Raw genomic sequence first — 25,739 nt, 5'->3', positions numbered from 1 at the left:
GGGACGGTTATGCCTTTAGCCACACATTAGCAGCCGGAGTAGGGCGCACCTAGGAGCGTAGGCGCGCTACACGGCAACTACCGGACTCTGAATTCGGTCGCTGAGATGACCTCGACGCGCGAGGGATCACCTTCGGAACGACGCTCGGCCTCCTCGCGGGCGAGAGGCACCAAATGGTTAAGGCCCAGCCGGACTACGGTCACCGGCTGGGCCTTCGGCTTGCGGGTAGTGGACTTGACGGGGGTTCGACGGGTTCGAGCCATAGCCTCGACCCTATACAGCGGTAGGCAACCAACGCGGGTGTTTAAACGGCAGTTGCACGTTCCTGCAATCAGGGTGCGAGCGAGCTAGACGGCATCGACCCATGAGACTGATTCCGGTCGTTGGCCAGTCCTCAGGAATTCGGACGCTGCGGCCTTGGCCTGATCTGTCGTGATTGCGCTTCCGCTGCCCATGGCTGTTGGGGTGCCCCCGTAGTAGAACTCCGCGTCCTGCGGGACGTCGATCGTTCCGGCGGATCGGTACTTGGCCCCGTCTCCGCTCATGTCGTAGTAGGTCAGGGAACTGAACTCGCGTCCGACGCCGACATTGAGGGTCTGCTTGTCGTCGGCGCTGACCAGTTCGACCCAAGTCGGCCGCACGGCCTCCCGCTCAAGCAGTTCACTCAGCGCGGCCTCAGACTCGATCCGCTCGGGGTCGCCGTCGTCGTTGTAGACGAGCAGGTGGTCATTCATTCTGGTTGTCCCTCTTCTCCGATGAACACGTCGTGTCCGCCTGGATAGTAGATCGTGAGCTTGGCGCCGGGCGGTAGTTGGTACTTCAGCGTCTTGGCGCATCCCCACCTTTTCTGGCAGGGCTTGTTGTTGAGGTAGAGGGTCATCTCTCTGGCTGCGCCCAGCCGGCGCATGAGGGCGGCGGCGTGGCCCTCTGTGTGAATGCGGGCGACATCGAGCAGGGCTGTTCTGCCGGTGAGTCCGGGGGCTCCTGCGCCCGGGCCTTTCGTGCCACTGATCAGGCTTACCGGTTTGGAACCGTCCGGCATCGTGAGAATTCCCCGCGTTGGGCCCTCGTCATTCGGGCGTTCTGGAAGTCGCCTATAGATCTCCTCAATGAATGGGGCGGGAGCAGGCCCACTTGTGTCGTGCGGCAGAGGGCGAGCAGGGCGGGTGACATCCGGACCTTCGGCACTTGGTTCTACTCCGGGCCGCTCTCGTTGCGCGGCAGGCTGGCTGTTGTCCCGTGGGCCGCTACCCAGCGTCGGAGGGGTCGGGTCCGTGTCCTTCGGTGGTGATTGCCCATCCCCGCTCGGCCCGACAGTAACCAGCCTCTGTGCCCAGCCCAGCGCCTTCGGCGGAGCCATCGACAGGAAATGTGCGGCCTCCTCACATTTCCTCGCGGCGTCATCGAGTTGGGCGGCTGCCGTCGCGCCGTTCTGCCCTGCGAGCTGCACGACCAGGGCGGCGTTCTCCCGGCACCTACCGGCCGTCCGCTGAAGGTACGCAACGACCTGAGGCACCTGATTGAGCGAGTCGACTAGGCCCTGTGCGACCCGTTGTAGCTCGGAGGGCATGACGCCCGCTTAGATCTGGTTCGCGTAGTTCGCGCATCCGGACGCGGCGATCTCCAGAGACTGGGCCGCTTGCTCAACGGCCTTTCCGGCGGCGTCCAGGATCTCGGCAATGTCGCGGTCGACGCCTGTGGCGGTACCCGCTATCAGGGCCTGTACCTGCTGGGAGTTCTGGGTGAACTTGAGCTTGAACTGAGCGAGACCTCCGCCGGCCTGCTTAGCTTCCATCGAGATTTGGTGCAACTGCTCCTTGAGGCGTTGGACGTCGGACATTGGGATCTCCTCACGTTGTTGGGCTGTCAGCAATCGCTAGCCCAGGTTGACAATTCGGCCGGTCAGGCGGTGATGATGTCTCCTGAGATTGGGAGGTCGACCGGCTGATGTTTCGACGCAAGAACGTTCTTCTGGACACCGCTCTTGCCTGCGTGGAACGGGGGATTCTGGTGCTGCCTGCAACAGCCGCTGGTACTCCGCTCGGCGCCACATGGGTAGGCGATGATGCCGAGGCGCGGGCGCTCTGGGATGTCGCTGCACCGCCCAACCTGATGATCAGCTCCGGTCCGGCGGTGGCCGTATGGCACCTTCCCCGGGTCGCGGGCGCATACGGCAAGCGGCTCTACGAACAAGAGCGCCCAGGCGTCTGGCCACCCACCATGAAACTGGCGGACGGCCGTTGGCTTACCTGCACGCTGCAACCAGAAAGCCCGCTTGGCGAACAGGCGGCTGGCGTGGAGTACGTCGAACCAGGCTCTCCGGTCATGATCCCGCCGTCTACGACAGAGGACGGAAGGCGGCTCACGTGGGACGGTGCGAACTTCCCTGTTCATCCGCTGCCGACGGCTGAGGCCGTACTGTCCAAAGTCCTGATAGCGGAACAAGAACACATGGAGCTGTACGGACGTCTCGACTAGGTGCACCGCACAGCTCCACACGCCGGTCAGCTCTTCCGGCCAACTGCAAGGAAGAGCGAGCTGGAAGCGACAAGTTCCGGCATCTGATCGGCTAGGCGTGAGCACTCTAGAGCCGTATCTAGAGGGTCATGTTCGGCCAGCTTGTCCGAGTACGGCTGGGACTTGAAGTGGGCATCAATCATGACCGTTAGCCAGCCGCCTGGCCCAGTCAGTCCGTGAATCTTCACCGGATACAACCCGGCAAGGATCAGCTCGTTCAGTAGTTCAACCTCACGGTGGTAGTAGCAGTGCGCCATGCGCTCGTTGTCGGCGCTGTGCCCGCTGTCGAGAATGTCTTGCACGATCCCGTGACGCGCGAGCAACGTGTTGGCCAACGTCGAGCCGATCAGGTTTGCGGCGCGGTTGATCGCAACCGCCGCAAGAACGCCGCCCGGCCGGAGCACTCGCAGCGCTTCACGAAGTGCAACACGCCGGTCAGCAGCCTCAGGCAGGTGGTAGAGAGGGCCAGCCATCAGCACGGCGTCGAAGGTCTCGTTTGCCCATGGCAACCGTCGCGCGTCGCCCAGCTCGGCGGTGATCCCGGCGGCGCTGGCCTGGTCAACGTGGCTTTGAACCGGGTCCAGCAAGGTCACGTCGTGCCCCTGCTCACGAAGCCATCCGGCGTGTGCTCCGGGACCGCCTCCAACGTCGGCGACGCGGGCGGGCGCGGACGGAAAGACTTCCGTTAGGAAGTCATACAGCCGTTGCCGTTCGAGCTGGCCCTTGAGAGTCGAGTGCAGGCGGGCGGACTCATCCCAGCGAGTCGAGTAGTGCGTCTGAATGGCCGGGTCTACGAGCGAATCGGCCGCCGGAAGAACGGGGGTGTCCACTGGACTCCTATCATCGAGTTGGAACAGCGGGCGGGCGGTCGCTTCGCTGGCTGGGCGCCCGCCCGCTGGTCTTTGAAGGAACCCCCAACCTCGGGAAGTCAGGGGTTCCAGCTTTGTTGTGGACTGGCCGGATGATGACTCGCCGAGCGCTTACGCGCCCATCACCATCCGGCCAGCCGTGCCAAGGCATCCGTCCGGGCCTTGGCGGTTACTGACCCCTGCCTGAGCGTGGGAGGGGCATACAGGGGACTTTCTGGTCTGCTCAGGCAGGGGCCGAGATTGGCGGGACCGGCAGCTCACGGCGATCATCCGCGAGACGGCGGTGAGGAGACCGCTACCGGCCCCGCCGGTTCATGGGCCTCAGTCACGCGGGTCGTACGGCCGATCGCGCGGGTAAGCGGCCTCGTGTCGCGAGATCTCCTCCGCGCGGATCTGGTCATGGGGATAGCGCAGACGGAGGACATCGGCATATGCCGCCGCGTGATCAGTAGGAGCGTCTCGCCAATCAATCGTCTGGCCACCACGTATGACCTTCACGCGCCACCACTTTTGCTCGATCACTGCTCGGGCGGGACGATCGGCACGACCGTTACGCGCAACTTGGCGAAGCGGGACCAGTAGTGCAGCACCAGGCTGAGCGCCAAGTCCCGATCTACGGTCGAGTCCGCGATTGCGTACCCGTTGAACCACAGCCGTACTCGCCATTCAGATGCCCCCTCGGTCGTCGTCCCCGTCACCGCTGTCTCCTGTGTCGATCAGGTCGCCGTCAAGCTGGCGCTCACCCCGAAGCCAGCTCTCGAACAACTTGCGCTGGGGCTCCGGACACCGGTTCGCCAGCTCGGCAATCTCTTGCTCGGTCAGCGCGTGGCTGGCCCGAAGCTCTTCGTTCCTTGTCAGCGCCATGACACGGACCGTAATCAGTCCGGGTCGGCAAAGTATTACGAGCTGTAATGCAGCCCTCACGCGTGCGTGTAAACGCAGGTACCGTGGTTGCATGAGCGAGATTGACGACGACCAGTACATCGGGAAGCAGGTCAAGTCGTACCGCGCCCTGCGTGGGCTCACGCAGAAGGAATTGGGCGACTTCGTCGGTAAGACGCAAGGTGCCATTGCGCAGTACGAGCGCGGTCTTCGGCCGGTCACTGACCGGGCAGTCCTGTACGGGCTCGCCGAGGCACTTCAGGTCAACGTCGGAGACCTCACCGGCCACGCCGACGACAAGGCCAACCCCAATGTCGCGGCCTTCCACGCTCAGGTGCCCCGTATCGAAGCCGCCCTCATGAGTCAGGGCCACGTCGACGGGGGCGGCGATCCGGCGCCACTGGAGCGGCTAGCTATCGACGCTCAGCGGGCGCTTAAGATCCGAATGAACAACGACTACGCCACGCTCGGCGGGATTCTGCCGAACCTGATTACTGACCTCTACCGGCACACGCTGGACGGAGACGAGCGCACCCAGATTCGCGCATGGGAGGAGCTGACCCGAGCTGCCTTCGTCACCGCGTTGGCAACCAAGGGGCTTGGCTTCACGTCGCTAGCTTGGAATGCGGCAAGGGCGGCGCACGAGGCCGCAGTAACCGTGGGAGACCCCGGAGGCATGGCAGCCGCGGAGTTCGCCCGGTCTCAGGTGATGCTCGGCACTCCGGGCGCTCTGAGGGCGTCGCTCACCTACTCGGCCGGTGGCGCTGACCGTTTGCAATCAGAGCTCACGTCGCCGGCTGAGCTGGAGCTATACGGAATGCTCCACCTTCAAGCCGCACTCACCTCCGCAGCAGTCGGAGACGATCCCGGACCGCACATCCGGGAAGCCGTCGAGACAGTTCGACGCGCGGGTGACGGATCTGCCTTCGAGCTGAACTTCGGACGAGAGAACGTCTTGGTGTGGCAGATGTCCATCGCTCACGAAGAGCGCAAGCCCGGGGCTGTCTTCGACATCGCCGAGAAGCTCAATCCCGAATCCATCACGACCCCAGACCGTAAGTCGCGATACTTCATCGAGCTGGGTCGGGCGCACGTGGCCAAGAGGAACTACTCGGCAGGTATGGCGGCGCTACTCCGCGCTGAGATTGTGGCTCCGCAGCAAGTCCGGTCGCGAGCCGTCGTCAAGGAGTTGGTAGGGCATATGTTACGAACAGCTAAGCGGGAAGTCGCTTCCGGTGACTTGGGGAAGCTTGCTCAGCGAGTCGGTGCGGTTGCTGGCTGAGCAGACCTCAGCACGGGAATTCGGTGCGCTTGCGCGGCGGTTGCCTCGGCCCGACCGTTGGACATCCCGCCGGTAGAGATCAGGGTCGAACACCTGTTCTACTATGAGTTCATGGGGAACAGGCGTGCTCCGTATGAGCCACCAGCGCCGCCGCCGGATCAACGGTGGCGGCATTGCTGGGTTCGGGCTCGGGTGGGCGAGTCCGAGCGGTGGTGCCCCGGCTTGATCCACGAGTGGCGCGGGGCTAACGGCGGCGGTCTGGCGGCACGGGTTGTGTACGTTCCCGACCCCAGGCGTGCCGAGTCGGTGGAGGCCTGGTTTGCACAGGCTCACCTTCGGCTTGTGGAGTCTCAATCGCCGAGCCAGGCGAACGGGGCGGTGGCCCGGTATCGCGCGGCCGGCGGGACGACGTACTAGGGGGCAGGGGGCATGCCGGGGGCGGCGTTTTCCTACCTCCCTCTAATGCGATCGCGCATAGAAAAGGTAGGGATTTGGCTGCCCGCGGGTGACCCCTGCCCCCTAGCCTCCGCGTCACTTCACCCGGCGTCCGGTATGGATCATCGCGCGGAACTCGCCGCCGGGTTTTAGGCCTTCGATGATCTTCACGGTGGCGGTCCAGGCGGCGCCCCATCTGGCTGGCTCGCTGACGATCTCGTAGACGGCGTCCCGCACCTGGAACCGGAGGCCGACGTGGACGGTCTCCGCAGCCAGGAAGAACTCACCGGGTGCGGACCGCTCGGCCGGGACCGGCTTGTCCATGCTTCGACGGTACCCCTGTGCGTGGGTACGATTCTCGATCGCAATGCAACTGAGAAGGGGGCTATATGGGACTCATCAAGAACGCGAAGACCGACACCCTTGGGGGGCTCGCTCGCAAGGCTCGGGAGGCTGGTCAGACGACGTTCGCGGCCATGCTCAACTACCCGGCGACACAGCCGGACCTGTCCGGCGAGATCAACGATTGGTCGGTCATGGTCGAAGCCGTCGAGGCCGAGGGGTGGCAGCTCGTGAACTGGACGGTGGGGCAGGACAAGAAGGGTCGGCCGCAGGCGTTCCCGGTGTTCCGGCGTCTGCCGTAGGCGTGTAAACGACAAAGGCCCCGCTCCTCCTGATGTGGAGGGCGGGGCCTTGTCTTGCCGGTCATGCGGGAACCAACTCGTCCTCCCACTCCCGGCGCCAGCGACGGCCGAGCGAGGCGTCTACACCCGCGTGCCGGGCGAGTGCGGCACCGGATGGCTTCTTATCTCCGGCTGCGTCCCAGAGCGCGCGGGCCTTGTCCTTGCCGGTCGAATCCTGCGCGGTGGTCGACGGCGGGACCGGAGCGGGACTCGGGGCGGGACCAGTCGGCGGGACCGGGACTCGTGCGGGACCGGCTACCGGGACCGGGGCGGGACCGACAGGCGGGACCGGGACCGGGGCGGGACTCGACACCGGGACCGGGGCGGGACTGACGACCGGCGCCGGGACTCGGGCGGGACGGGGCTTGGGCTTGTCCTGCGGGACCGTGGCGAGCGTCAGCAGGTGGCCCACAGTCGCGAGGGCAACGGGCGGGACGGCGCTGACGACGACGGCGAGGGCCGCGCGCCAGGGTGATGCGCTACCCAAGGCAACGATGTGCCCGACGGCGTTACCGGCGATGCTGACGGCCAGCGCGGCCAGGCTCGCGGCCTTGGCGAATCCGCGTGCCTCGGCGGTGTATCGCTCAGCCAGCCACACGCGGCCAGCGCCGAGGGCAAGAGCGTCGATGCAGACCGGCAACAGCCACGCCGAGCCGTCACCCCACCCAACGAACACCGCGAGCGCGGCCAGCGTCGAGAAGGACGCGACGATGGATGCCACGCCCACCAGGACGGTGCAGACGGTCAATACCTTGTCGCGGTTCACGGGCGGGGACCTTTCGGGTAGCGGGCGAGGATGTAGCGCAGGTGGCCGAAGCGAGCCTGTAAACGGCCGGGACCGTGGAATAGGCGGGACTCGGCCTCGCGGCGGGACGAGCAGTAGAAGCACGTGCACAGGCGGTCCCGGCGGGACCGGAACCAGCGCCCGGCGGCGTAGGCCGCGCCCGCGAGGGCGAACGCGGCCAGACCGGCGAGGCCGACAAGGAGGCCGGTCACGCCTCCTCCATCGGCTCGTCATGGCAGGGGCAGGAGGGCAGTCCCACGGTGTCGATCCACTGGCGGGTCATGCGCACCTTGTAGACCTCCTTGATGTCGGTTAGCGGGTCGCGCTCGGCGCAGACCACGAGGAGTTGACGGGTGCCTTGCTTCTTGCCGCCCTGGAAGGAGGTCAGGGCGGCGTGGGGGTATTCGCCGAGCTGGTCCGCGAGGTCGCGAAGCTTGGCCTTGAGCTCGTCGGAGGCCGGGGACGCGGACATGGGAGTCAGGAAGCCCAGCGGCTTGGCGATCGGCGAGAACACGGTTCCGTGGTCGGAGGTTCCGTGCTCCGCAAAGTTGATGGCGTGGACGAGTTCGTGAGCCACGGTCTCCAGTACGTCAATCACGTCACCCAGCACCGGAGAGACGAACACCTGCGCCACCCCATCGGCGGCCAGAGTGCCGGAGTGGCACTGACCGATGGCACGCGAGCGTCCGCCGTTGCCCTTCGGGAAGCCGACGGAGATGCGCACCGGCGGGACGTCGTGGCCCAGCTCGGTGAACATCGGGGTCAGGGCCTCAACGGCGGCGATCAGCCAGGACTCGCGGGTGGTGTGGGTGGTGGCGGTCATGGTGTCCTCCGGATAGATACAGAGCCTCTGTATGTTCTGGAAGAATCAGAACACACAGAGGCTCTGTATGTCAACGTGTAAACGACACCGCTCAGTCGTCTCGTTCCCAGTCCCAGTTGCGGCCGACGATGTAGCGGCCGTAGCCGTCGGGCCGGATGCGCTCCGGCTCCTCGTCCGGGTAGTTCAGTTGCGTGTAAACGAGGACATCGCCATCCCACTCAAAGAGCGTGCTCTCCGGGTCGTGCTCCGTGGCCTGCTCCGCGATCCGCTCGGCTTGCTTGCGGTCGAAGGACGGGAAGATCCGATAGGCCTCCGGGTCGTAGTAGCCGGTGGCAACTATCAGGCCATCGACAGTGACTGGGCCGTAGACCTCAAAGTCGGTGATCGGCGGACCCCAGTACCAGGAGCCTGCGCCGATGGCGTAGTGCCCGGACTCGTCGGGCTCGAAGCGCTCGGGATCGTCGGAGCTGTCGGGGTTGTCGTAGACGAACGTGTCGCCGTCCCACGTACACAGGTCCTTCGGTCCGCGCGCCCCCTCGTAGTTCATCCACTCGGCGACCTGTTCGGCCTCGGCTCGATCGAAGGATGGGCACAGGTTGCCGTTCCAGCGCTTGACTGGGTCGTAGTGGCCCTGGAAAAAAGCCTTGCCGTCAAGGGTTACGGGGCCGTAGTAGATCACAGCGGCCACCGGTCCCCAATGACGGTGACGTTCCACCGGGCCAGCGCTCGTTCCAGGTCGGCGGCGGTTGTGTCCATGTTGGGGCAGTAGTCGATGTTCTCCATTTCGTAGTGGTCGAGGGCGAGGCCGAAGGCCTCCTCAAAAGTCATCTCGTGGTCGCTCATGAAGCAAGTTAAACATACAGAGCCTCTGTATGTCTACGTGTAAACGACAGCTGCGAGAATCGCGCGGGCCAGCTCCGGAGGAATGGCGTTGCCGACCTGCTGATACTGCTTGGTTCGTGAACCCTGCCAGGGATATCCGGGCGGGAAGGACTGCAAGATGGCGGCCTCTTCCACGGTGACGCGGTCGCTGGTGGTGCGGCGATCGTCCACCGGCCGGGTGGCGTCGACCCACTGGGCCGTTGCCTTGGTGGTGATCGAGTGGGCGGGGTCGGACAGCGGCCGGGGCTTCTGGCCGGCGGTCTTCTCTGCGGCCGGTCCGGCTCCGGCAAGGTGCCATTCCACAACGTTGATCCGGGCACCGAAATGCACGGTCGGTGCGGGCTGGTCCAGGTCGCGGCGGGCGGCGTTGGCCTGGTTGCCGTTGACGTACTGCCAGCGGTTCCAGCTCCGGGCCTTCTCGGTGACGACGAACGCGGGCTTGTCGGCCTGGCGGAGGTCGCGGGCGCGGTAGGCGGTGCCGTCCAGGTTGACGGTCTCGTGGGCGTCGGCCCGCCGGGGGAATCCCACAATGTCGGTGGGTTGCCATGGCTTGTCGATCCAGCGGCCTGCGGCGCGCTCGCTGGCGATCTTGGCGCGGGCACCTGAGCCGCCGACCATCTGCGGGTCCTGGCCGCCCGCAGCGGTCCCGGCTGCGACGGTGAGGTAGGGGCGGTGGGTCATCCCCCACGACAGCGCCTCTGCCATCGATATCCATTTCGGGACGCCCTCGTCCAGCCGCTCGGGGTGGCGGTTGTGGTACTTGGAGTGCGTGGCGGTCGGCAGGTCGACGGGAGCACCGAGACGGGCCACCAAGATAGCGCGCTTGCGGGTCTGCGGTACGCCGTACTGCTCCGCGTGCAGGTTGCCGGTGGCAACGGTGTATCCGAGGGCGCGCAGGATCTCGGCCATGGCCTCCCATACGGGAAGGACGGTCGGGACCTGCTCAAGAGCGATCCACTCGTAGGGGCTCCCGCGGTCGATGGCTTCAAGCACCCAGCGCAGGGGTTCCAGGACAAGGCCGGTGCGCTCGTCGTCCAGGCCGGACAGGTCGACGGGTCTACGATCGGCCATCGCGGCCATCAGTGACAGGACGGCATCCAGGGCCTTGCGCCCAGCGCCCTTGCCTGCCATGGAGAACGTCTGGCATGGAGGGGAGGCGATCAGGCCGATGGCGCTCGGGAAGTCGGCCGGGCCGTAGTCGCGAACGTCGCCCTCCACGGTGGCGTGACCCGCTGCGCGGCGCGTGTTGCAGGCGTCCGGGTCGGACTCAATGCCGATGGCGTCAAGGCCGAGCATGTACGCGGCGACATCCCAACCTCCGGGGCCGGCGAACAGGTCGACGGTGTCGTGATCCATTCATTGCTCCAGGCAAACGAAAAGGCCCCGGCACGCTGTCGGTGAGGACAGCGGCCGGGGCCGGGTGGGTGAGGGTCAGAAAGGCGCCACGACGTCGACCGGGCGGTTGGCGCGCTGCGCGATGGCGTACCGGGAAACGGCTACGCCCTCCACGATCTGGCCGTTGCTGAGGCTGACCAGGTCGACGCGGCCCGCGCCGTCCTCGTCGCGGATCACGACGTAGCGGGCGCTGTAGCTGCCTCGCGGCCGGACCTTGTCCCCGCGCCGGAACTTCGCCGCTTCGATGTCGTAGGCCGCGACGGCCGAGGTCAGGGACTCGATCACGCGCACGGTGGCCGCGCGGTCCAGCGGACACGACGAGCTGTCCAGGACGACGACCTGACGGCCGTTCCAGCGGTCGGAGTTCGGGGTGGCGTCGATGGTGACGTTGTCGGCGTCCAGAGCGGTGATGGTGGTCATGTGGTGGTCTCCCTTGCTGGTGGTCAGGCGTTCGGATCGGTCATGACGGTGGGCTCGGCAGAGCACAGGAACTCGGCCATGCGGAGAATCAGGTCCCCGCGCTCGCGCAGTGGGGCGGCGCCGTCGGCGTAGCCGCGCGCGTTGGTCGGCGGGGCGAGCTTGTTCACGGTCTCGGTGGCGACGGCCAGGGCTTCGGTGCGCGTCACGCGGGAACCGGTACGGCCCTGGTGAGGTGGTCGACGTGGATGAACTGGAGGCACTGGCCGCCCTCGGCGGGCCGGAACCGGATCAGCAGACAGTCGCCGATGGGCTCACCCATGACGGTGCCAGCGCGGCCGGGCGCCGACTGTGAGACGTAGCCGGAGCCGGGCTCGGGGCCGGTACCGGGGTTGTCGCTGATCAGGACGGTGTCGCCGTCGCGGTAGGCGGCCAGGGCGATGACGCGTCGCGCCTTGGTGAACAGCCTCACTCGGTGGGCTCCTTGGTCTCGGTGGGCTTCTTCGGGGCGCGCTTGCGCGCGGGGGCCGGTGGGGTGGGCGCAGAGATGGCCAAGGTGGCGTGAAGCTGTGCCTCGGCCAGGAGGGCGATGCGTTCGGGGTGGGCGGGCATCTCGATGCCGTCGGCCAGGCGGTGGAGTTCCAGGGCCTTGGCGCGGTGCTCGTCGCGGGTCATTTCGCGAGCCGCCGAGCGCGGACGATGCGGGCTTGCAGCCACGTGACCAGCTCGGTCATGCCGTCAGCGGTGAGCAGCGCTACGCCGGTTGGGCCGTCGGTGCAGATGGCGACGAGGCCGCAGACCTTGCCGTCGTCAACGGTGCGCTCGGCGTACTGGAGGACGAGGCTGTCTCCGTCGTCATCGGTGGCGCCGATGAGGTCGTCAGGGGCGGTGTAGGCGGCGGCGTCCAGGCCGAACAGGTCTTCCAGTCCGGAGGCCTTGGCGAACGCCTCGAAGGCGTCGACCGCGGCGGGCTCGGTGCTCAAAATCGTGTGCTCCTTGGTGGTCGTGAGTGGTGTGGGCTGAGTGATGTCAGCGGCGGTGGGTGCGCCCGGCCGGCGGGCGGTCAGGTGGGAGGCGTGTAAACGTCACGGACCCAGTGCGGCGGGAACCAGCGGACCTCTCCGCTGACCGCGTCGCGGATCTGTGGCGATCGCGTCGACCAGCGGAGAACCGGGCCGCTCCACTCCCGGCCCGACAGCGGGTTGACCACTCGCGCGTGCTCGCCCTCGCCCGGACGCGAGTCGGTAGGAATCACGCCTTCACCCCCGCGCCGGTCGCGGCCTCGAAGGCCCGTCGGGCCGCGCGGGCGGCGGCCTCCAGGACGGTGCGCTTGCCATTGGCCACGATCGAGAACGTGGACCGGCCGAGCGCCAGTGAGCCGAGAAACTCGCGGTCACACCGGACCTCGATGTCTACGAGGTGATCGGAGTACTTGCGCAGCCGGACCCGGTACCAATAGCCATCCGGCAGCGCAGGCGCACCGGCGGCCCGCAGGAGGCGGTAAGGCTCGTCGCGGGTCACCGGGTCAGTTCCTTGGCCTCGGCCCGGATCACGAGCTGGGTCGGGATCTTGGCGCCGCTGGCCCAGTGCTGGTCCCATGGCTCGATCTCGGGCACGTCGGCGGTCGCCTCGTCTGACCACCGGCCCGCGCGGTACCAGCGGTCACCGCAGCACCGGCAGTCACGGCCGGAGTCGCAGCCGTCGAAGTACAGGCCCGCGCGCTCAACGGCGATCCGGTTTGCCTCCTCCGCTGTGGAGGCCTCGATGACGACATTGACGGCCGGTCCCTCGTGTACGCCGCCCGAGTTGTTCTGGCGGAAGTTGTAGAAGCTCATGCGCCCTGTCCCCCTTGGTGTCGTGGGCTGAAGCGGCAGTGAGTGATGTCAGCCATGGCGGGCAAACTCACCCGTTCGCCAGCGACTTCTCAGCGGCGCCGCGCATCGTCGCGAGCGCCTTCACGCGCTCGCGCTGCACGGTCGACCGCGACATGTCCAGGCAGTCGCCCACCTGCGCGTCCTCCAGGACGTCGCTTTCCCGGTAGCCCTTGAACACACGTAGCCTCTGTATGTTCTGGTCAGTGAAGCCGTAGGCGAGGCGGCAAATCTGCTCCTGCCGGCTACTGGCCTGGCTGAGCAGCCAGCGCACATACTCGCGCCGGATCAGGCTGTCCTCGGTTGATTCCGGGACCTCCAGCTCGGCCTCATGCGCGGCGGCCGAGGGGGCATCGAGCGACGACGAGGAGTTCAGTGCGTGATGAACCGTCAGGAACGCTTCCTTGGACATCAGGCCGCCGGTGTCCGTGCCTCGGCGAGCCGAAGCGGCTTCGTAGGCCCGGCGCAGATCGTTGCCGTGCGCGTGCATGAGGCGGTAGTACCGGGCCACCTGAACCTCCGGCACGGTCAACCCCGTTGACTCCTCGCGGTCGGCCCGGCTGACCGCCTGGCGCATCAGGTTGGCTGCGATGTGATGGAACGGCGTGTCTGACGTCAGGTCGTACTCGCGGACCGCACGGACGAACGCCTCTAGTGCGACCGCCTCGGCCTCCTCCACGTTGCCTGTCAGCTTGGTTCGCCGTGCGGCGGCCTTGACCGCTGGCATGAAGGCAGCGAGGAGCCGGGCGCCTGCCGCCTCCGATGCGGCGGTCACGCCGTACGTGATCCGCTTCGAGCCGTCCTCCAGGACGGTGACGGTGGTCGGCACGTTCTGAATGTCCGTGATCAACGAATACTGCTCAAACACAGAGAGGCTCTGTATGTTTTGCGCGGCAATAGACATGGGTGTCCCTTCTGAGGGCGTGCGGAAGCAAGGGACCGGCCGGACGGTGATCCCAAAGATGGAGAGGCTCTGTATGTTTAGGTCAGATGATGTGAGCCGTGAGGCAGCGGCCCTCACCCCGAGGCGGGGTGAGGGCTATCGAGGCAGGGCTATGAAGCGAGGCCGGTTAACTCGTCGGCCGGAATCGATGAGGTTCTCCAGGCAGCGCGGAGCATCGGCAGCTCCATCCGCGCTTGACGCTTCAGCTCGTCGGCCAGCTCGCGGCCGGCGGCGGCAAGCGCCGGGTCGTCGTCGTCATCGGGCGGGGTGGTGCGGTCGTGCACGCGGGTCCTCCTGTTCCCCCTCCCACCGCGTGAGGGCGGTGGCGAGTAAGTGCGTGTGACGACTGAGCTGTAGGCGGTGCCCAGCACGGTTGTGGGCATGTCGGAGCAAGCCTGTGGACAGCGCGAGCTGAAAGGCGCGTGCCATGCACAGCCGTTCTCGCTTCGGTCCAGCAGGACAACCAACCCCTCGAAAACCCCTTGAACTAGTCATCTTTGCGTTGCTCCGACACCCCCGGCCAGCAGGCCGCCCCCAGGTCCCGGAGCCCTTGCTCCCAAGGGGCGGCGGTGTTGCGTGCGTCTCGCTCGCCCATCGGGAGTCTCCTACCCTAAACACTCGTTGGGACAGAAACACGGGCGATGTGGACAGGGGCACCCACGTTGCAGGAAGCTGCAATGAGATCAACGTTTCACCCGCCTGCGGAACCTTGACTTCGGGTTCCAGGACTCTGCTGGTTGTTACGAAATCGTTCAGGGCTGTAGGCAACTTTCCTGTGTGTAGGTGCGTCTGAGCGTGCGGCAATCTTTACGGCCAGGTCCGTGACCACACCAGGAACCAGCAAGGACTTCTTGAGGACTCCTGGAGGACTTCTGTGGCATCAGCCTCGCGTGAACGGCTGTCCACTTTCAACGGCCTGTAGTTACTCAACTGCCAGCAACTCCGTCGACAGGTCAGGCGGCCTCGGCGTAGCCGTAGCCGTGGCCCCAGCTCGGGCCGTACACCTCGGCCTCCGAGGTAATCGCGACGCCGCCGAAGGTGGACTCCATGATCCGGCCGACGCTGTGGATGACGTCGCGGGCGTCCTCGGCCGGGGCCTGGCACACCAATTCGTCGTGCACCGGCAGGAGCACGTACTCCGACAGTCCCGCGTCGTCCAGGTCGCACAACGCCTTGGCCAGCAGGTCACGGGCCGTGGACTGCACGACGTAGTTGGTTGCCGCGTACGCGCGGTCCCGGTCGAGCGGCAGGTGACGGCCAAACGGAGTGACGACTTCCTGGCCGCCGTACGCGGCGCCACGCTGGAGCCGTCGGCCGTAGGCCTTGATCCCCGGGAAGGCCTTGTCGTACTCGGCCACTGCTACCCGGACGTCGGCCAGCGGGGCGCCAGTCTGGCGCGACAGCGTGACGGCGCCGCCGCCGTAGACCTTGCCGAAACCGACGGCCTTGAACAGCTTCCTGGCCTTCTTGCGGGCCTTGTCGTCCATGTACTCCCACGCGGCACCGGACACGAGCCGGGCCGTGAAGGTGTGCAGATCCTCGCCGGAGGCGATCGCGGCCATGAGGGCCGCGTCCCGGGACAGGGCGGCCAGGACCCGCATCTCCACCTGTGAGTAGTCGGCGGCGACGATGAGTTGTCCAGGGTCGGCGACGATGCACCGGCGGATGGTCCAGTCCGATGACGGGAGTTGCTGGAGGGCGGGGTCCGATACCGACATGCGGGCGGTGCGGGCGGCCAGGCTGCGGATGCTCGGGTGGATGCGGCCTTGGTCGTCCACTTTGTCGAGGAACGCCTGTGCGTAGGAGTCGGCCCACTTGGACGCGCGCTTGGCCCGGACCACCGCATCGGCCACCGGGTTGGCTGCGCGAGCGTCCAGCCGCTCCCACTGCATGCCCAGGTCGGCCATCGGGAGGAGCACGTCCTTGGACACCGACGGTGCGCCGGAGTCCGTGGTCTCGGACCACTCCTCCCCCATGCCCTGCAAGGCGGCGATCACCTGAGCGTTGGAGTTGACGTTGGCCACGCCGAACTCCGCCGCCGTCGACCGGTGCCGGGCGGCCTCGTCGTGCAGTTCGGCGACGAGCTGGGCCGTGTAAACGGGGTCGATCCTGAGGCCGCGTTTCATCATCGCGGTGGTGAGGAGCTGGACCCGGTGTTCCCAGTGGGCGAGCTTGGACAGGCCGTTGCCCTTGACCAGCGTTCCCAGCTCGCGCAGGAGCCGGGAGGCGTAGATGACGTCCAGACCGGCGTACGTCAGGTAAAGCGGGTGCGTCAGGTCGATGACGGCCCAGCCGGTGTGTTTGGTGGCCTTGTACTCCTTGCGGAAGACCGCGTGAAGGCCGTCTTGGGTGTCGGCTGCGCCGGGGTCGACGTAGACCTTGGACAGCTCTTTCAGCTTCAGGCCGGTGCCGCCCTGGTGGAGCATGCGCGGGTCACACAGATGGCCCAACAGATAGGTGTCGAACACGCGCGGGCCGAGGTCGGCCAGTGGCGCCAGGCCGGTGCGGTCGAACACCAACAGGTCGTAGGGGGCGTTGTGGACGACGAACTTGCGGTTCGGGTCCATCAGCGCCCGGCGGGCGGCCTCGCGGTAGGCGCCGCCCCATTCGACCGGGATGCACCAGGCCTCGTCCACGGTGCCGAACTGGACGAGGCGGCCCCGGAACTGCGGGCCGTAGATGTGCAGGTCGGTGTTTTCGGTGTCCAGGCCGATGATCTGGCCGGCGGTGCGGCGTAGGAACTCCTCGAAGGCGGCCAGCTCGTCGGGGTGCTCGGGGAATCGGATGGTGACGGCGTCGCCGCCGACGCGGTACGGGAAGGTCAGCAAGGGGCCTCCAGAGACGACGAAAGGCCCCGTTCCTCCGGGATGGAGGAACGGGGCCAGGTGGCGGGCGCTGGTTAGCCCAGGAGGGTGCGGACCTTCTCGGCCGAGGTGCGGGCCTTGGTGGCGGCGCTCTCGGCGTTCGCGGCAACGACGCGGTGGTAGTCGGCGGCACGGTGCGCGGTGGTGGCGGTGTCGTCCAGGTCGGACGCGGCCGATTCCAGCTCGTCCACCACGTCGGTGAACGTGGCTAGCGCGGCCTCGGTCTGGGCGATCGCGGCGTTTACACGCTCCTCCGCGGTCGCCGGTGCGGAGGCGTTTCGGGTGAACAACGGCACGGGTGGTCTCCTCATGCGATCGGGTCTAGGAAGTCGAGGCTCGGGGCCTGCGAGGGGGTGGCGGCGGGCAGTTGTGTCAGCGCGGCGGCCTGTGCTCGCCCTTCTTCGGAATCTGTCGGGCGGGCCTTGCGGACGCCCTTGAAGCCGCGCACGCCCTTGCGCTTGGACTGGTCGACGCCCCGGTTGGCCAGCTCCTGATAGAGCGTCGTGTTCTGCCAGGGCCGGGAGTGGCCCTCGGCCTCGCACCACTCGCGGTACGCGGCGTACAGCTCGGCGCGCGAGATCCAGCCGTCCGAGTCGTTGACGATCGCTCCGGGAAAGAACTCGAGGAGCTTGTCTGCTTCCGCGCGGTGCGCTTCCACGGTCTCGGTGACCGAGGCCGGTTCACCCAGGCCGCCGGTCGCGTACCACTCGACCGCGCCCTGTACGGCCCACGCGAGGATGCCGGGCGCCTCGGCGCGGAGCTTGGCCGACAGCCGGGTGTCCTTGCGGGCGCCGGTGAACTGCTGGCGCCACTCGATGATCTTCACGCGCCGCCAGATGCCGTCCGAATTGTCGCGGACCTCGGGGACGGCGTTGGTGGACATGAACAGCAAGAACGACGGCATGAACGTGAACGGCTCGCGGTACAGGAAACGGGCGGTGATCGGGTCGCCGCCGGTGAGCCGCTTCAGCTTCGCCTCGGCCATCCGCGCGCCGGCCTCGGCCTCAGACGTCAGCACGAGTCGGGAACTGCGCAGCGAGGCGACGTCGGACGAGGCGGCCGAACCGTCGTTCTGGTTCGCGGCGGCAAGGAACGTCTCGATCCCCACCGATGCGGTGATGTTGCCGAACACGTCGTACAGGGCCGAGGTGAACACACTCTTGCCGTTGCCGCCACGCCCGTGCAGCATCACGTAGCACTGTTCCGTGGCGTGGCCGGTGATGCCGTACCCGACCAGGCGCCGCAGGTAGCTGGTCATGTCGGTCTCGTCGGGAAAGCACTCGGACAGGAACTGTTCCCAGCGCGGCGCAGTCGCGGCCGCGTCGTAGTCGATGTCCAGGGCCTTGGTGAGCAGGTCGGCTGGGTCGGCGGCCTTCAGCTCGCCGGTACGCAGGTTGACCGTGCCGTTGCGGCACGCCAAGAGATCCGGCTTGGCGTCCAGGTCAGCAGGTGACACCGCGACGTTGGGCAGGGCCTGCACCTCCTTCATGACGGCCTCGATGCCGCGCGAGCGCTGCGAGTCGTGCGCCCAGCGGAAGGCGGCCCGCTGCCGCTTGTCCTCCGGTGAGCCGGGCTCGCCCGACGGCATGGCCTTGGCCTCCTCCATCAGCGCGATGGCGGACTGTTGCGCGGCCTGGCGGACCCGGGACCGGTTGTCGACCGCCCAGGCCGACCCGTTCCAGACGAGGAAGCCCAGGGCCGGGGTGTGCCGCAGCAGGCCGCCCATGCGGGCAACCAGGCGCTGAGCGTTGGCCAGCTCGGTATGCGGAAGGCTGTCCTCGGCCGGGCTCGGCCGTCGGGGCGTGTTCGGGAAATTGGGGGTTTCCGGTGGCAGCGGAACCCACGGGTTTGCCGAACGAACTGCGCGAGCAAAGGCCTGCGGGAAGGCGGCCGGGTCGAGCTCGCGCCAGTGGGTGAGGTCGTCGGCGGCCTCGGGAAGCTGAAGCACGAACACCGGCAATCCGGCGTCGGTCATGCGCTGGCCGACGCGGGCGTTGAACTTGGACCCGGCCTTGTCGTTGTCCCCGGCAAGGATCACTCGGGCGTCCGGCCGGATTGCGGCCAGTGCCTGTGCCAGCTCGGCCGAGTCGCCCAGGCCGGCGCCACGGATCAACAAGGTGTCGTAGCCCAGTCCGACCGAGGTCAGGCCGTCGCCGGGACCTTCCGTGACCACGACCTCAAGCCAGCCGGTGTCCCCGGGGAACCAGCCGTACCGGCCCCACACCTCCTTGTCGGGGTTGGCCGGGCCGGACCACTTCGCGGCACCGGTGTAGGGGTCGGTGATGGCGCGGGCCTGGAGGTAGTGGGCGTGCCCGGCGAAGTCGTACATGGGGACGGTGAGGCGCGGGGCGTCGCGGTACAGCGCTCGGGACAGGCCGTTGATGCGCTTGTTCTGCTTCTGGATCGGGAGGCGCCCGGTGCCGCCGTCGAAGCCGAGGCGCAGGCTGACGGCACGTTCACGGGTGATGCCGAACCGCCGAGCCGCGTAGGCGGCGGCCTCGTCGGACAGGGCGTCGGCGGTGGTGCGGACGTACTGGGCCAGGGCGGCGCGGTGGCCGACACTGACGGGGGCCTCCTCGGTGCCGGTCAGGCGGACGTCGTCCAGGTCGCCGATCTCCACGTTGAACAGGTCGGACATGCGCAGGCCCATGGCGGCCAGGACATCGGTGGTCTCGCAGCCCGCGCGGCAGTGAGCCATCACGGTCTTGCGCTCGGGGTTGTACGCGACCCTCAGCGAGGGGTCGCTGTCCTCATGGGCCGGGCACAGCGTCAGGTAGCCGTCGCCCTCGGCGTCGACCCCATCGAGCTGGCCGAGGAACGCAGCGAGGGTCAGGCCGGTGGCAACGGGAGTCGGGTCAGAGAACGGGTCCATACGAGGCGGCCTCCGGAGGTCGTGTAAACGGCAAAGGCCCCGCTCCTCCGGAAACTGGAGGGCGGGGCCAGGCGAGTTGAGTCAGCGGGCCGTGTCGTGCTCAGTAGACGAGCTGGCCGCAGCCGGAGCAGTAGGCCGCCGGTTCCACGTCGCCGTCCTCGGCGGCGCGGTAGGTCCGGCGGACACTGCCGTTGCAGCCGTCAACCTCGCAGCGGTCGTCAGTCGCAGTCGTCATCGTGGTGGTAACCGCCGTACCCGTAGGGCTTGGTGGTCTTGGTCCTGGTGGTCGACGGCTTGCTGTACGGCTTGTGCGGGCGTGACGTCCGCGAGGGATTCGGGGCCTTTCCCGCGGGAAGGGTCATCGCGTCGTCCACGCAGAACGGCACGTTGTACCCGCCGGACGGACCGCACGCGGTCAGGCCAGCGGCCAGGGCGACGGCGGCGAGGAGCGAGACAGCTGTCTTCATCAGCGGGCCGCCTTCCGGTGCAGAGCGCGGGCGATCCGTTGCGCCTTGCCGGTCCGCCGGCGGGCCGCCTTCACTCGGCCGGGCACGCTCCCGGCGTAGAGCGGGCCGGTACGGCCCTTGGCCACGAGTGCGGTCAGGAACGCGAACCGGTGGTCCTGCTTGGCGCGGTGCGCGTCGTGGATCTCGGTCAGGGCGTCGCGTTCCTCGACGGTGACGCCGGGGAGCTGGACAGTGGGAAACGGGTTCACTCGGTGATCTCCTCTGCGGTGGTCGGTGCGGGGATCTCGTCCCAGAGCTGGCCGCCGTAGCGACGCTGGTCCTCACGGGCGAGCGGATCGGCGATCGACTGCCATTCCTCGTCGCTGCGCATCACGGCGCCTCGGCGACGGCCAGGCGGCGGACGAGATCGCGGAAGGTCGCGGCGGTCATCGCTATGTAGGCGTGCTCGGCGCTCTTGCCCCGTCGCTTGACCGCGACGACGCCATAGGGCTCCTCCGCGCGGACGGCCTGGACGGCGGCGCCCGCGAGGCCGACGTTCAGGGCCTCCGTGACGGATCGGTAGTTCTTGGCCTGAATCACGAACGGCGACAGGTGGATGTCGCCGACGTCTTCGTAGCCTTCCTGGTGTGGGCGGCGGACCTGGCGGCCGTGGACCTCGGCCAGGTACCGGGTCAGCTCCAGCTCGAACCGGTCGCCCTTGGCCTTGTTGGGGCTAGTCACGCAAGGCCTCGGTGACGGTGGTCATGAAGCGTTCCAGGGCCTCGCGGGTGACGTACCCGCCGTACTGGTCGCGGTAGCGGCTCTCCAGGTGATCGCGCAGCCGGTCGACCGGGCCGTGTTCGAGGGACTCGGGTGTGTGGTCCTCGAACGGTGAGGGGCAGGAACAGCCGGAGTCGTCGGCCCACTTCAGGTTGCCCTCGGCATCGATCCACACGGCGGTGTAGTCGAATTCGTAGGAGCCGCTGGAGAAGTCGAGTTCTCCGACCAGCGTCAGGCCGTGGTCTTCGGGCGAGTAGAGCAAGCTCATGCGGCACTCCTCAGGTGACGGGATCGCGACGCCGGGCGGGTGGCGTAGGCGGTGATGAGTGAGGTGGCCTTTGCGGTGCGGCGGGCGGACAGCAAAGGCAGGACGGCGCGCATGACCGCGACGGCTCGGGCGCCGGTGATCTGGGCGACCATCAGCGGCTTGTAGCCGTGGCGGCCGGGAGTCTCCAGGTGAGTGGAGGCGTCCATGAGGTCGGCGGCGCGGATGATGACGTCGTGGTCGGACATCTTCACGCGGATGCGCGGGTTGTTGCGTGGGGCATCGAAACAGCCCTCCCCGTCGAGCAGTCCGGCCAGCCAGGCCGCTTGCTCCGGTGTCATGGGGTGGGCCGGTGGTAGGGCGTTCATCGGTTCATCCGCGGGCACCGACGATCACGGCGACGATGAAGCCGAGCGCGGCGAACACCAGCATTGCAAGGGCAAATGGGATCAGGGCAGGCAGCAGAACCAGCACCCAGGGAAGGGATGCGCCCGCAGCCTTGGCCATACCGGCCAGCACGCTCACAACGGTGCCGACGGCAACAGCCTTGGCGAGGATGCCGCCGGCGCGGTAGCTGCGGGAGGTTCTGTCTGGGGTGTAATCGATCTTCACGGGGTGTCCTCCTGAGGGCAGTCAGGACAGGCGCCGAGTGGCGCGTGGTAGGCCAGATGGCAGGTGGTGCAAATGACCTCGGAGGGGAGGAGGACTGCCGTTTCGGGGTCGTATTCGAGGAACATCGAGGCGTCGTCTCCTCGGCCGGGTGGAAGCGGAAGGCCCCCGCCCTCCAGGTGTGGAGGACGGGGGCCTTGGGGATGCGGTTAGCGGCGGCCGGTCAGAACGGCGCTTCGGTGTTCTTGGCCAGGTAGGCGCGGGCGATCGCCTTGTCTGCCTCGGTGGCGTCGGCGAGCTTCCACGGCTTGCTCTGGCCCTTCTTGGCCTCGCCTTGGCCGAGGCGGCCCAGGACCATGCCGCCGATGCGACCCTTGATCTGGCTCTGAAGGACCTTCGGGAACACCAGGGTGTCGATCACCTCGGTGTCGACGTGCTCGCCGTCCAGGACGAGGACGTCCGCGCTGACGGCCGAGGTCTCACCGTGCACGGTGTTGACGGCGGGCTCGTAGCCCTTGACCTTGAACAGCAGAAGGCTGCCCAGGTAGTCGGTCCACTGGATGCCGTCGGCGCTGGACGGACCGCTGAACTGGTCGCTCATACTTGCGCTTGCTCCTTGCTCGGGCGGGGCCACCGTGAGGGGCGGCCTTTGACGAACAGGAGTGGTGGCAGCCGAGAGACTCAAACCCGACGAGTCTGGTTGCTCCAGGCAATCAGTTGGACGAGGCGGGCGTACGCCTTGTAGTACAGGCGTTTACACGCCTTCATGCGGCGCTCAGTTCCTTCTTCCGGGCCGAGGCGAGCGCGGTCAGGCCCGGCGTCCAGGAGGTGGAGTTCTGCGTGTAGAGCGACAGCAGCGCGTCGTAGGAAGGTGCGGCCTTGATGAGGTCCACAAGGGACGCTTCCGGCGCCCTGGTCACGGTGAGGGACGCGAAGTCGTGGGCGAGATCCTTGCGCTTGCGCCACTCGTGAACGCCGCGCGCCAGGGTCGACGCGACAGCCCAGCCGGAGGCGAGGTCGGCCCAGACCAGCCGCGCGGCACCGCTGCCCGCCGGAAGGTGGACGATGACGCCCCAGTCCTTGGACGGGTTGCCGACCAGGGCCGTGCGAGTGCCGATGGTGTGGTCGTAGTCCAGGGAGTTGGCATAGGTGCCGAGCTGCATGCAGATCTTGCCCATGCCGAGATCGATGTTGCCGGTTTTGACATCGCCGATGATCGCGTCACCGGGCTGGACCTCGGGGCCGGCGCCAGCGACCAGGCGGCCGAGGCCATCGCGTCCGGGGTAGTGGAGCCGGTGGCCGTAGTAGGCGGCGTAGGCGTCCAGGAACTCGGCGGTGAAGCGGTAGATGCGGTCATAGGAGCCGCCAACGCGCAGGTCGTCGCGGACACAGAACCCCTCGATGCCCACCGATTCCAGGCCGGTGGTGATCTTGCGGTAGGCCTCCAGGTCCGGCAGGTACTCGGCCGGGACGTTGCCGAGATCTTGGCCCCGGTCGATGCGCTCGGAGTAGGAGTGCAGCGCGGTACCGATGGTGGCCTTGGCCGATCCGGCGGCGGCATCCTTGGCCTGCCTCGCGATGTCGTTCAGGGTCTTCTTCGCGTTGCGGTCGTCAGGATCGGCGATCGCGAGCGCGGCAAGCTGGAGGTCTCGGCGGTCGGCCATGCCGAGCACGACCATGCGCTGAGACCACAGGTTCAGGTGGTAGGTGTCCTCCAGGGCGGACACGAAGGTGGTCACACGCTGGTAGGCAATTGGGTCGCCGCCCTCGGGCGGAGTGATGAGCGGGCGGCCCCAGCGGTCGCGGGGCAGCTCGGACGAGACGGTGGAAAACGGGTCGGCGGTCACAGGCGGACGGCTCCTCTGGATCTGCGGATAAATGTCCGCAAAGGAGTGGTGTCAGCAATGTGACACGAAGCCTGGCCGCCGGGCCGCGCGATTCGCGGCGAGGAGGCGAGGGGGGCAGGGGGCATGGTCGGGCAGCCGAAACCTACCTTCTTCTAATGCGTGATCACATTAAGAGGAAGGTGTCTTTAGGCTGTCCTCGGGGTGCCCCCTGCCCCCTGAGTTTGTGCCTAGAGATCTTTCGAGATCGTGGTGAGCGCCTTGCGAATGTCTGACATGAGCGCTTTGACCGCTGCCCGTTCTTCGCGTGAGATCGGCTGATCGGTCAGGTTGGTGGCAAGCTCCGTCAGCATCGCCGCGACTCCCATCACCCGGGGGAGACTGTCCCCGCTTCCGGCCTGGATGCCCAGGGCGGTGGCAGTGGCCGCGTTGATGTCACGACGCAGGGCGATGCGTGCGTTTGGTGACAGCTCGCTCATTCCGGCCGCTTTCAAATCCTCTGGATTCGCGACCTCGCGCAGACGGATGTTCACGTAGTGACTGATCTTGGATTGGAGGTTCTTCCGCTGCCTGTCGTGAACATTCAGCCGTGAATAGACCTCGCCCATTGCGTGTTGGAATCCGCCGGAACGGCCTTGCCAGTCGATTTCGTCATCACGGGTGAATTTGGAGCGCAACTGGACGATGTCCGCGCACGCAGCCTTGACGAGATCGGTCTGTGTCGCGCCTTGATCCAGGTACTTGCGCAGCGTGGCCGAGATGTCGTCTATGAGCTTGGCCACGGTCGCATCCGGCGGCGCGTAGGCATTGGAGGCGTGTCGCGCCATCGGTTCCCCCAAGTGGTTGGCGTCGGGACCTGTAGAGCCTATTGCCAGCCGCCGAAGGCCCGCAACATAGGGAGCCTGTGTGTGTTTTATAACGACGACAGCCCCGCCACTCTCAGGGAAGAGTGACGGGGCTGTCGTTTACACGGGTTTTACGCTGCGAGGGTCGCGATGCGGTCGGCTCGCAGGTGGAGAGATTCGATGGTGCTCGAATTGTCCACGGTGACGTCCGGCTCGTAGGCGTCGAGAGCGCTCTCTGAGATGTGCTCCTCGGCGGGGCGCGCGATGCGCGGATTGACGATACGGACCGTACGGCCTCGGAAGTGGTTGCGGACGGCATCGACCTCGTTCGGGAACCGCACATCTGTGATGACGACCGGGCCGGGGATGGTGTCGGCGGCGTCCAGCACGATGCGGACCCAGAAATCCGGATCGAGGTCACGGACCCCCACGCCCATGTGCTGGAGGGTGCGGCGGACCTCTCGCAGTTCCTTGGCGGCTTCCCAGCCCATGGCGTCGACCAGGTGGGACAGGCGCGGAAGGTACGGAGCCGCAGGACCGTACGGCAAGGCCCAGCCGTCAGGCAGGAGGCCGTACTCCTCGGGGTAAACGGGAATGATGGGGTCGAGTTTTAGGGCGGCCTCGCGGAGCTTGTCGGCGAAGGCCAGGCGGGTGAATCCGTGCTCGTTGCACAGACGGGCGGCGAAGGTGTCTTTGCCGTGGCGCTTGCGGCCGAGTACGCCGATGATGCGCGATGCCAAGGCGGTCTCCTGACTGACGGGGATGATCAGTCGGCAGTGGTGTCAGCGGGCGGGACCGGCGCCTACACGTCGCGGTGTCGGCGCTTGAACTCCTCCACCTCGTGAAGGACGGCGCGGAGCTTGGCCTCCAGGGCGTCGATCTCTGCGCGCATGCCTGCCTTTTCGCCTGCCCAGACGGCGCGGTCCTCGGCGTGACGGGACCGCTCCTCGGCGATCTGGTCCCGGAGGCGGCGGTTGTCCTCGGCTAGCTCGTCGCGGGCGTGCGCGACCACGGCAACGGTCAGGTCGGCCTCGCTGAGCAGGGCCGCGCGCTGACCGGCGGGAGTGACCGCAGCCCGGCGGCGGAGATACCACCGGGCCACGGCCTCCAGGTACCGCAGGACGCCCGCGCCGATCAGAGCGACGATGACGGGCGTCCACTCCATCAGTCCCCCTCGGGCAGGACCGGGACCGGGACCTCGTCCTCGTCCCCCGGGACCGGGACCGGGACCGGGGAGACCTTGCTTCGCAGTACCGGGGTGACCTGGATCAGCAGGGCCGCGACCAGGACTCCGCCGATGGCGGTTGCGACGGAACCGGTGACCAGGCCGAGGGTGCCGAGCAGGACCAGGACCGCGGTCGCGATGCTGTAGAGGTACCGGCGGACGGGCTCGTTTTCCTTGGACAGGAACTTGGCGAGTGCGTTCATTTC

42 protein-coding genes are annotated in these 25,739 nt (G+C 67.2%); 3 read left to right on the top strand and 39 right to left on the bottom strand.

What is annotated here, in order from left to right:
* Positions 1–347: 347 nt before the first annotated feature.
* The 3 genes from ACFCV3_RS42115 to ACFCV3_RS42105 all read right to left on the bottom strand — a co-directional run bounded on the left by ACFCV3_RS42115 (position 348) and on the right by ACFCV3_RS42105 (position 1,840).
* Positions 348–734 (bottom strand): Imm1 family immunity protein, encoded by a 387-nt coding sequence (locus ACFCV3_RS42115; RefSeq protein WP_376041015.1) that lies wholly within the window; start codon positions 732–734, stop codon positions 348–350.
* Complete coding sequence (locus ACFCV3_RS42110; protein WP_376041017.1) at positions 731–1,360, bottom strand: DddA-like double-stranded DNA deaminase toxin; 630 nt, start codon at positions 1,358–1,360, stop codon at positions 731–733. The genes ACFCV3_RS42115 and ACFCV3_RS42110 overlap by 4 nt, the downstream gene beginning before the upstream one ends.
* Before the next feature lie 219 nt (positions 1,361–1,579).
* Complete coding sequence (locus ACFCV3_RS42105) at positions 1,580–1,840, bottom strand: hypothetical protein (protein WP_376041013.1); 261 nt, start codon at positions 1,838–1,840, stop codon at positions 1,580–1,582.
* 107 nt (positions 1,841–1,947) lie between these two features.
* Here ACFCV3_RS42105 and ACFCV3_RS42100 point away from each other — a divergent pair, with 107 nt between their 5' ends.
* Positions 1,948–2,478: a hypothetical protein gene (locus tag ACFCV3_RS42100; RefSeq protein ID WP_376041012.1), complete on the top strand. Its 531-nt coding sequence runs from the start codon at positions 1,948–1,950 to the stop codon at positions 2,476–2,478.
* Positions 2,479–2,504: 26 nt separating this feature from the next.
* Here ACFCV3_RS42100 and ACFCV3_RS42095 read toward each other — a convergent pair whose 3' ends face one another.
* On the bottom strand, positions 2,505–3,347 hold the full coding sequence (locus ACFCV3_RS42095; RefSeq protein WP_376041010.1) for a class I SAM-dependent methyltransferase: 843 nt from the start codon (positions 3,345–3,347) through the stop codon (positions 2,505–2,507).
* Between the two features lie 705 nt (positions 3,348–4,052).
* The gene (locus tag ACFCV3_RS42090; RefSeq protein WP_376041007.1) at positions 4,053–4,250 is read right to left on the bottom strand and encodes a hypothetical protein; all 198 of its coding nucleotides are present in this window, start codon (positions 4,248–4,250) and stop codon (positions 4,053–4,055) included.
* Positions 4,251–4,341: 91 nt separating this feature from the next.
* Between ACFCV3_RS42090 and ACFCV3_RS42085 the strand changes: the two genes are divergently transcribed.
* A complete protein-coding gene (locus ACFCV3_RS42085; RefSeq protein ID WP_376041004.1) occupies positions 4,342–5,550 on the top strand; it encodes a helix-turn-helix domain-containing protein in 1,209 nt (402 codons plus the stop codon).
* 531 nt (positions 5,551–6,081) lie between these two features.
* On the opposite strand, the gene ACFCV3_RS42080 is transcribed toward ACFCV3_RS42085, so the two are convergent.
* Positions 6,082–6,309, bottom strand: coding sequence for a hypothetical protein (locus ACFCV3_RS42080; RefSeq protein WP_376041003.1), 228 nt, complete (start codon positions 6,307–6,309; stop codon positions 6,082–6,084).
* 65 nt (positions 6,310–6,374) lie between these two features.
* Between ACFCV3_RS42080 and ACFCV3_RS42075 the strand changes: the two genes are divergently transcribed.
* Positions 6,375–6,629, top strand: a complete 255-nt coding sequence (locus ACFCV3_RS42075) for a hypothetical protein (RefSeq protein WP_376041001.1) — start codon at positions 6,375–6,377, stop codon at positions 6,627–6,629.
* Positions 6,630–6,690: 61 nt separating this feature from the next.
* On the opposite strand, the gene ACFCV3_RS42070 is transcribed toward ACFCV3_RS42075, so the two are convergent.
* From ACFCV3_RS42070 to ACFCV3_RS41910, 33 genes are all read right to left on the bottom strand, one after another.
* Positions 6,691–7,434 carry a DUF2637 domain-containing protein gene (locus ACFCV3_RS42070; protein WP_376040999.1) on the bottom strand — a complete coding sequence of 248 codons (744 nt, stop codon included), beginning with the start codon at positions 7,432–7,434 and terminating at the stop codon, positions 6,691–6,693.
* Positions 7,431–7,664, bottom strand: coding sequence for a hypothetical protein (locus ACFCV3_RS42065; RefSeq protein ID WP_376040997.1), 234 nt, complete (start codon positions 7,662–7,664; stop codon positions 7,431–7,433). Before ACFCV3_RS42065 ends, ACFCV3_RS42070 begins: the two co-directional genes overlap by 4 nt.
* Positions 7,661–8,275 (bottom strand): hypothetical protein, encoded by a 615-nt coding sequence (locus ACFCV3_RS42060; protein ID WP_376040995.1) that lies wholly within the window; start codon positions 8,273–8,275, stop codon positions 7,661–7,663. The genes ACFCV3_RS42065 and ACFCV3_RS42060 overlap by 4 nt, the downstream gene beginning before the upstream one ends.
* 91 nt (positions 8,276–8,366) lie before the next feature.
* A complete protein-coding gene (locus ACFCV3_RS42055; protein WP_376040992.1) occupies positions 8,367–8,963 on the bottom strand; it encodes a hypothetical protein in 597 nt (198 codons plus the stop codon).
* Positions 8,951–9,118, bottom strand: a complete 168-nt coding sequence (locus ACFCV3_RS42050) for a hypothetical protein (RefSeq protein ID WP_376040989.1) — start codon at positions 9,116–9,118, stop codon at positions 8,951–8,953. Before ACFCV3_RS42050 ends, ACFCV3_RS42055 begins: the two co-directional genes overlap by 13 nt.
* 33 nt (positions 9,119–9,151) lie before the next feature.
* Entirely contained in the window at positions 9,152–10,513 is a 1,362-nt protein-coding gene (locus ACFCV3_RS42045) for a DNA cytosine methyltransferase (protein ID WP_376040986.1), read from the bottom strand.
* Between the two features lie 75 nt (positions 10,514–10,588).
* A complete protein-coding gene (locus ACFCV3_RS42040; RefSeq protein ID WP_376040984.1) occupies positions 10,589–10,972 on the bottom strand; it encodes a hypothetical protein in 384 nt (127 codons plus the stop codon).
* A 23-nt stretch (positions 10,973–10,995) separates the two neighbouring features.
* Positions 10,996–11,178 carry a hypothetical protein gene (locus ACFCV3_RS42035; RefSeq protein WP_376040982.1) on the bottom strand — a complete coding sequence of 61 codons (183 nt, stop codon included), beginning with the start codon at positions 11,176–11,178 and terminating at the stop codon, positions 10,996–10,998.
* Positions 11,175–11,441 (bottom strand): hypothetical protein, encoded by a 267-nt coding sequence (locus ACFCV3_RS42030; RefSeq protein ID WP_376040980.1) that lies wholly within the window; start codon positions 11,439–11,441, stop codon positions 11,175–11,177. The genes ACFCV3_RS42035 and ACFCV3_RS42030 overlap by 4 nt, the downstream gene beginning before the upstream one ends.
* Positions 11,438–11,644, bottom strand: a complete 207-nt coding sequence (locus ACFCV3_RS42025) for a hypothetical protein (protein ID WP_376040978.1) — start codon at positions 11,642–11,644, stop codon at positions 11,438–11,440. Before ACFCV3_RS42025 ends, ACFCV3_RS42030 begins: the two co-directional genes overlap by 4 nt.
* Complete coding sequence (locus ACFCV3_RS42020; protein ID WP_376040976.1) at positions 11,641–11,952, bottom strand: hypothetical protein; 312 nt, start codon at positions 11,950–11,952, stop codon at positions 11,641–11,643. The genes ACFCV3_RS42025 and ACFCV3_RS42020 overlap by 4 nt, the downstream gene beginning before the upstream one ends.
* Before the next feature lie 80 nt (positions 11,953–12,032).
* Positions 12,033–12,224 (bottom strand): hypothetical protein, encoded by a 192-nt coding sequence (locus ACFCV3_RS42015; RefSeq protein ID WP_376040973.1) that lies wholly within the window; start codon positions 12,222–12,224, stop codon positions 12,033–12,035.
* Positions 12,221–12,490, bottom strand: coding sequence for a hypothetical protein (locus tag ACFCV3_RS42010; RefSeq protein ID WP_376040970.1), 270 nt, complete (start codon positions 12,488–12,490; stop codon positions 12,221–12,223). Before ACFCV3_RS42010 ends, ACFCV3_RS42015 begins: the two co-directional genes overlap by 4 nt.
* Complete coding sequence (locus ACFCV3_RS42005; RefSeq protein WP_376040968.1) at positions 12,487–12,804, bottom strand: hypothetical protein; 318 nt, start codon at positions 12,802–12,804, stop codon at positions 12,487–12,489. Before ACFCV3_RS42005 ends, ACFCV3_RS42010 begins: the two co-directional genes overlap by 4 nt.
* A 67-nt stretch (positions 12,805–12,871) precedes the next feature.
* Positions 12,872–13,744, bottom strand: a complete 873-nt coding sequence (locus ACFCV3_RS42000) for a hypothetical protein (protein ID WP_376040965.1) — start codon at positions 13,742–13,744, stop codon at positions 12,872–12,874.
* Between the two features lie 149 nt (positions 13,745–13,893).
* Positions 13,894–14,067: a hypothetical protein gene (locus ACFCV3_RS41995; RefSeq protein ID WP_376040962.1), complete on the bottom strand. Its 174-nt coding sequence runs from the start codon at positions 14,065–14,067 to the stop codon at positions 13,894–13,896.
* Between the two features lie 669 nt (positions 14,068–14,736).
* A complete protein-coding gene (locus ACFCV3_RS41990; protein ID WP_376040960.1) occupies positions 14,737–16,611 on the bottom strand; it encodes a DNA polymerase in 1,875 nt (624 codons plus the stop codon).
* A gap of 71 nt (positions 16,612–16,682) precedes the next feature.
* Complete coding sequence (locus tag ACFCV3_RS41985) at positions 16,683–16,958, bottom strand: hypothetical protein (protein ID WP_376040957.1); 276 nt, start codon at positions 16,956–16,958, stop codon at positions 16,683–16,685.
* The gene (locus tag ACFCV3_RS41980; RefSeq protein ID WP_376040956.1) at positions 16,955–19,519 is read right to left on the bottom strand and encodes a phage/plasmid primase, P4 family; all 2,565 of its coding nucleotides are present in this window, start codon (positions 19,517–19,519) and stop codon (positions 16,955–16,957) included. The genes ACFCV3_RS41985 and ACFCV3_RS41980 overlap by 4 nt, the downstream gene beginning before the upstream one ends.
* 100 nt (positions 19,520–19,619) lie before the next feature.
* On the bottom strand, positions 19,620–19,754 hold the full coding sequence (locus ACFCV3_RS41975) for a hypothetical protein (RefSeq protein WP_376040954.1): 135 nt from the start codon (positions 19,752–19,754) through the stop codon (positions 19,620–19,622).
* Positions 19,738–19,986 carry a hypothetical protein gene (locus ACFCV3_RS41970; protein WP_376040951.1) on the bottom strand — a complete coding sequence of 83 codons (249 nt, stop codon included), beginning with the start codon at positions 19,984–19,986 and terminating at the stop codon, positions 19,738–19,740. The genes ACFCV3_RS41975 and ACFCV3_RS41970 overlap by 17 nt, the downstream gene beginning before the upstream one ends.
* On the bottom strand, positions 19,986–20,234 hold the full coding sequence (locus tag ACFCV3_RS41965; protein ID WP_376040949.1) for a hypothetical protein: 249 nt from the start codon (positions 20,232–20,234) through the stop codon (positions 19,986–19,988). The genes ACFCV3_RS41970 and ACFCV3_RS41965 overlap by 1 nt, the downstream gene beginning before the upstream one ends.
* Positions 20,231–20,356: a hypothetical protein gene (locus tag ACFCV3_RS41960; RefSeq protein WP_376040946.1), complete on the bottom strand. Its 126-nt coding sequence runs from the start codon at positions 20,354–20,356 to the stop codon at positions 20,231–20,233. Before ACFCV3_RS41960 ends, ACFCV3_RS41965 begins: the two co-directional genes overlap by 4 nt.
* Positions 20,356–20,706: a hypothetical protein gene (locus ACFCV3_RS41955; protein WP_376040945.1), complete on the bottom strand. Its 351-nt coding sequence runs from the start codon at positions 20,704–20,706 to the stop codon at positions 20,356–20,358. The genes ACFCV3_RS41960 and ACFCV3_RS41955 overlap by 1 nt, the downstream gene beginning before the upstream one ends.
* Positions 20,699–21,013, bottom strand: a complete 315-nt coding sequence (locus tag ACFCV3_RS41950) for a hypothetical protein (protein ID WP_376040942.1) — start codon at positions 21,011–21,013, stop codon at positions 20,699–20,701. The genes ACFCV3_RS41955 and ACFCV3_RS41950 overlap by 8 nt, the downstream gene beginning before the upstream one ends.
* Entirely contained in the window at positions 21,010–21,378 is a 369-nt protein-coding gene (locus ACFCV3_RS41945) for a hypothetical protein (protein WP_376040940.1), read from the bottom strand. Before ACFCV3_RS41945 ends, ACFCV3_RS41950 begins: the two co-directional genes overlap by 4 nt.
* A 4-nt stretch (positions 21,379–21,382) precedes the next feature.
* Positions 21,383–21,622 carry a hypothetical protein gene (locus ACFCV3_RS41940; RefSeq protein WP_376040937.1) on the bottom strand — a complete coding sequence of 80 codons (240 nt, stop codon included), beginning with the start codon at positions 21,620–21,622 and terminating at the stop codon, positions 21,383–21,385.
* Between the two features lie 220 nt (positions 21,623–21,842).
* Positions 21,843–22,220: a hypothetical protein gene (locus ACFCV3_RS41935; protein WP_376040935.1), complete on the bottom strand. Its 378-nt coding sequence runs from the start codon at positions 22,218–22,220 to the stop codon at positions 21,843–21,845.
* 163 nt (positions 22,221–22,383) lie between these two features.
* Positions 22,384–23,466: a hypothetical protein gene (locus ACFCV3_RS41930; RefSeq protein ID WP_376040932.1), complete on the bottom strand. Its 1,083-nt coding sequence runs from the start codon at positions 23,464–23,466 to the stop codon at positions 22,384–22,386.
* A 227-nt stretch (positions 23,467–23,693) separates the two neighbouring features.
* Positions 23,694–24,290 carry a hypothetical protein gene (locus ACFCV3_RS41925; protein ID WP_376040930.1) on the bottom strand — a complete coding sequence of 199 codons (597 nt, stop codon included), beginning with the start codon at positions 24,288–24,290 and terminating at the stop codon, positions 23,694–23,696.
* A gap of 149 nt (positions 24,291–24,439) precedes the next feature.
* Positions 24,440–25,048, bottom strand: a complete 609-nt coding sequence (locus tag ACFCV3_RS41920) for a hypothetical protein (RefSeq protein ID WP_376040927.1) — start codon at positions 25,046–25,048, stop codon at positions 24,440–24,442.
* A 62-nt stretch (positions 25,049–25,110) separates the two neighbouring features.
* Positions 25,111–25,473 (bottom strand): hypothetical protein, encoded by a 363-nt coding sequence (locus ACFCV3_RS41915; RefSeq protein ID WP_376040925.1) that lies wholly within the window; start codon positions 25,471–25,473, stop codon positions 25,111–25,113.
* On the bottom strand, positions 25,473–25,736 hold the full coding sequence (locus tag ACFCV3_RS41910; protein WP_376040923.1) for a hypothetical protein: 264 nt from the start codon (positions 25,734–25,736) through the stop codon (positions 25,473–25,475). Before ACFCV3_RS41910 ends, ACFCV3_RS41915 begins: the two co-directional genes overlap by 1 nt.
* Between the last annotated feature and the right edge of the window lie 3 nt (positions 25,737–25,739).

It is taken from the genome of Kribbella sp. NPDC056345 (genome assembly GCF_042262745.1).
GTDB lineage: Bacteria > Actinomycetota > Actinomycetes > Propionibacteriales > Kribbellaceae > Kribbella.
Note: the sequence above shows the minus strand (reverse complement) of the source record. Positions and strands in the feature narration are given on the sequence as shown.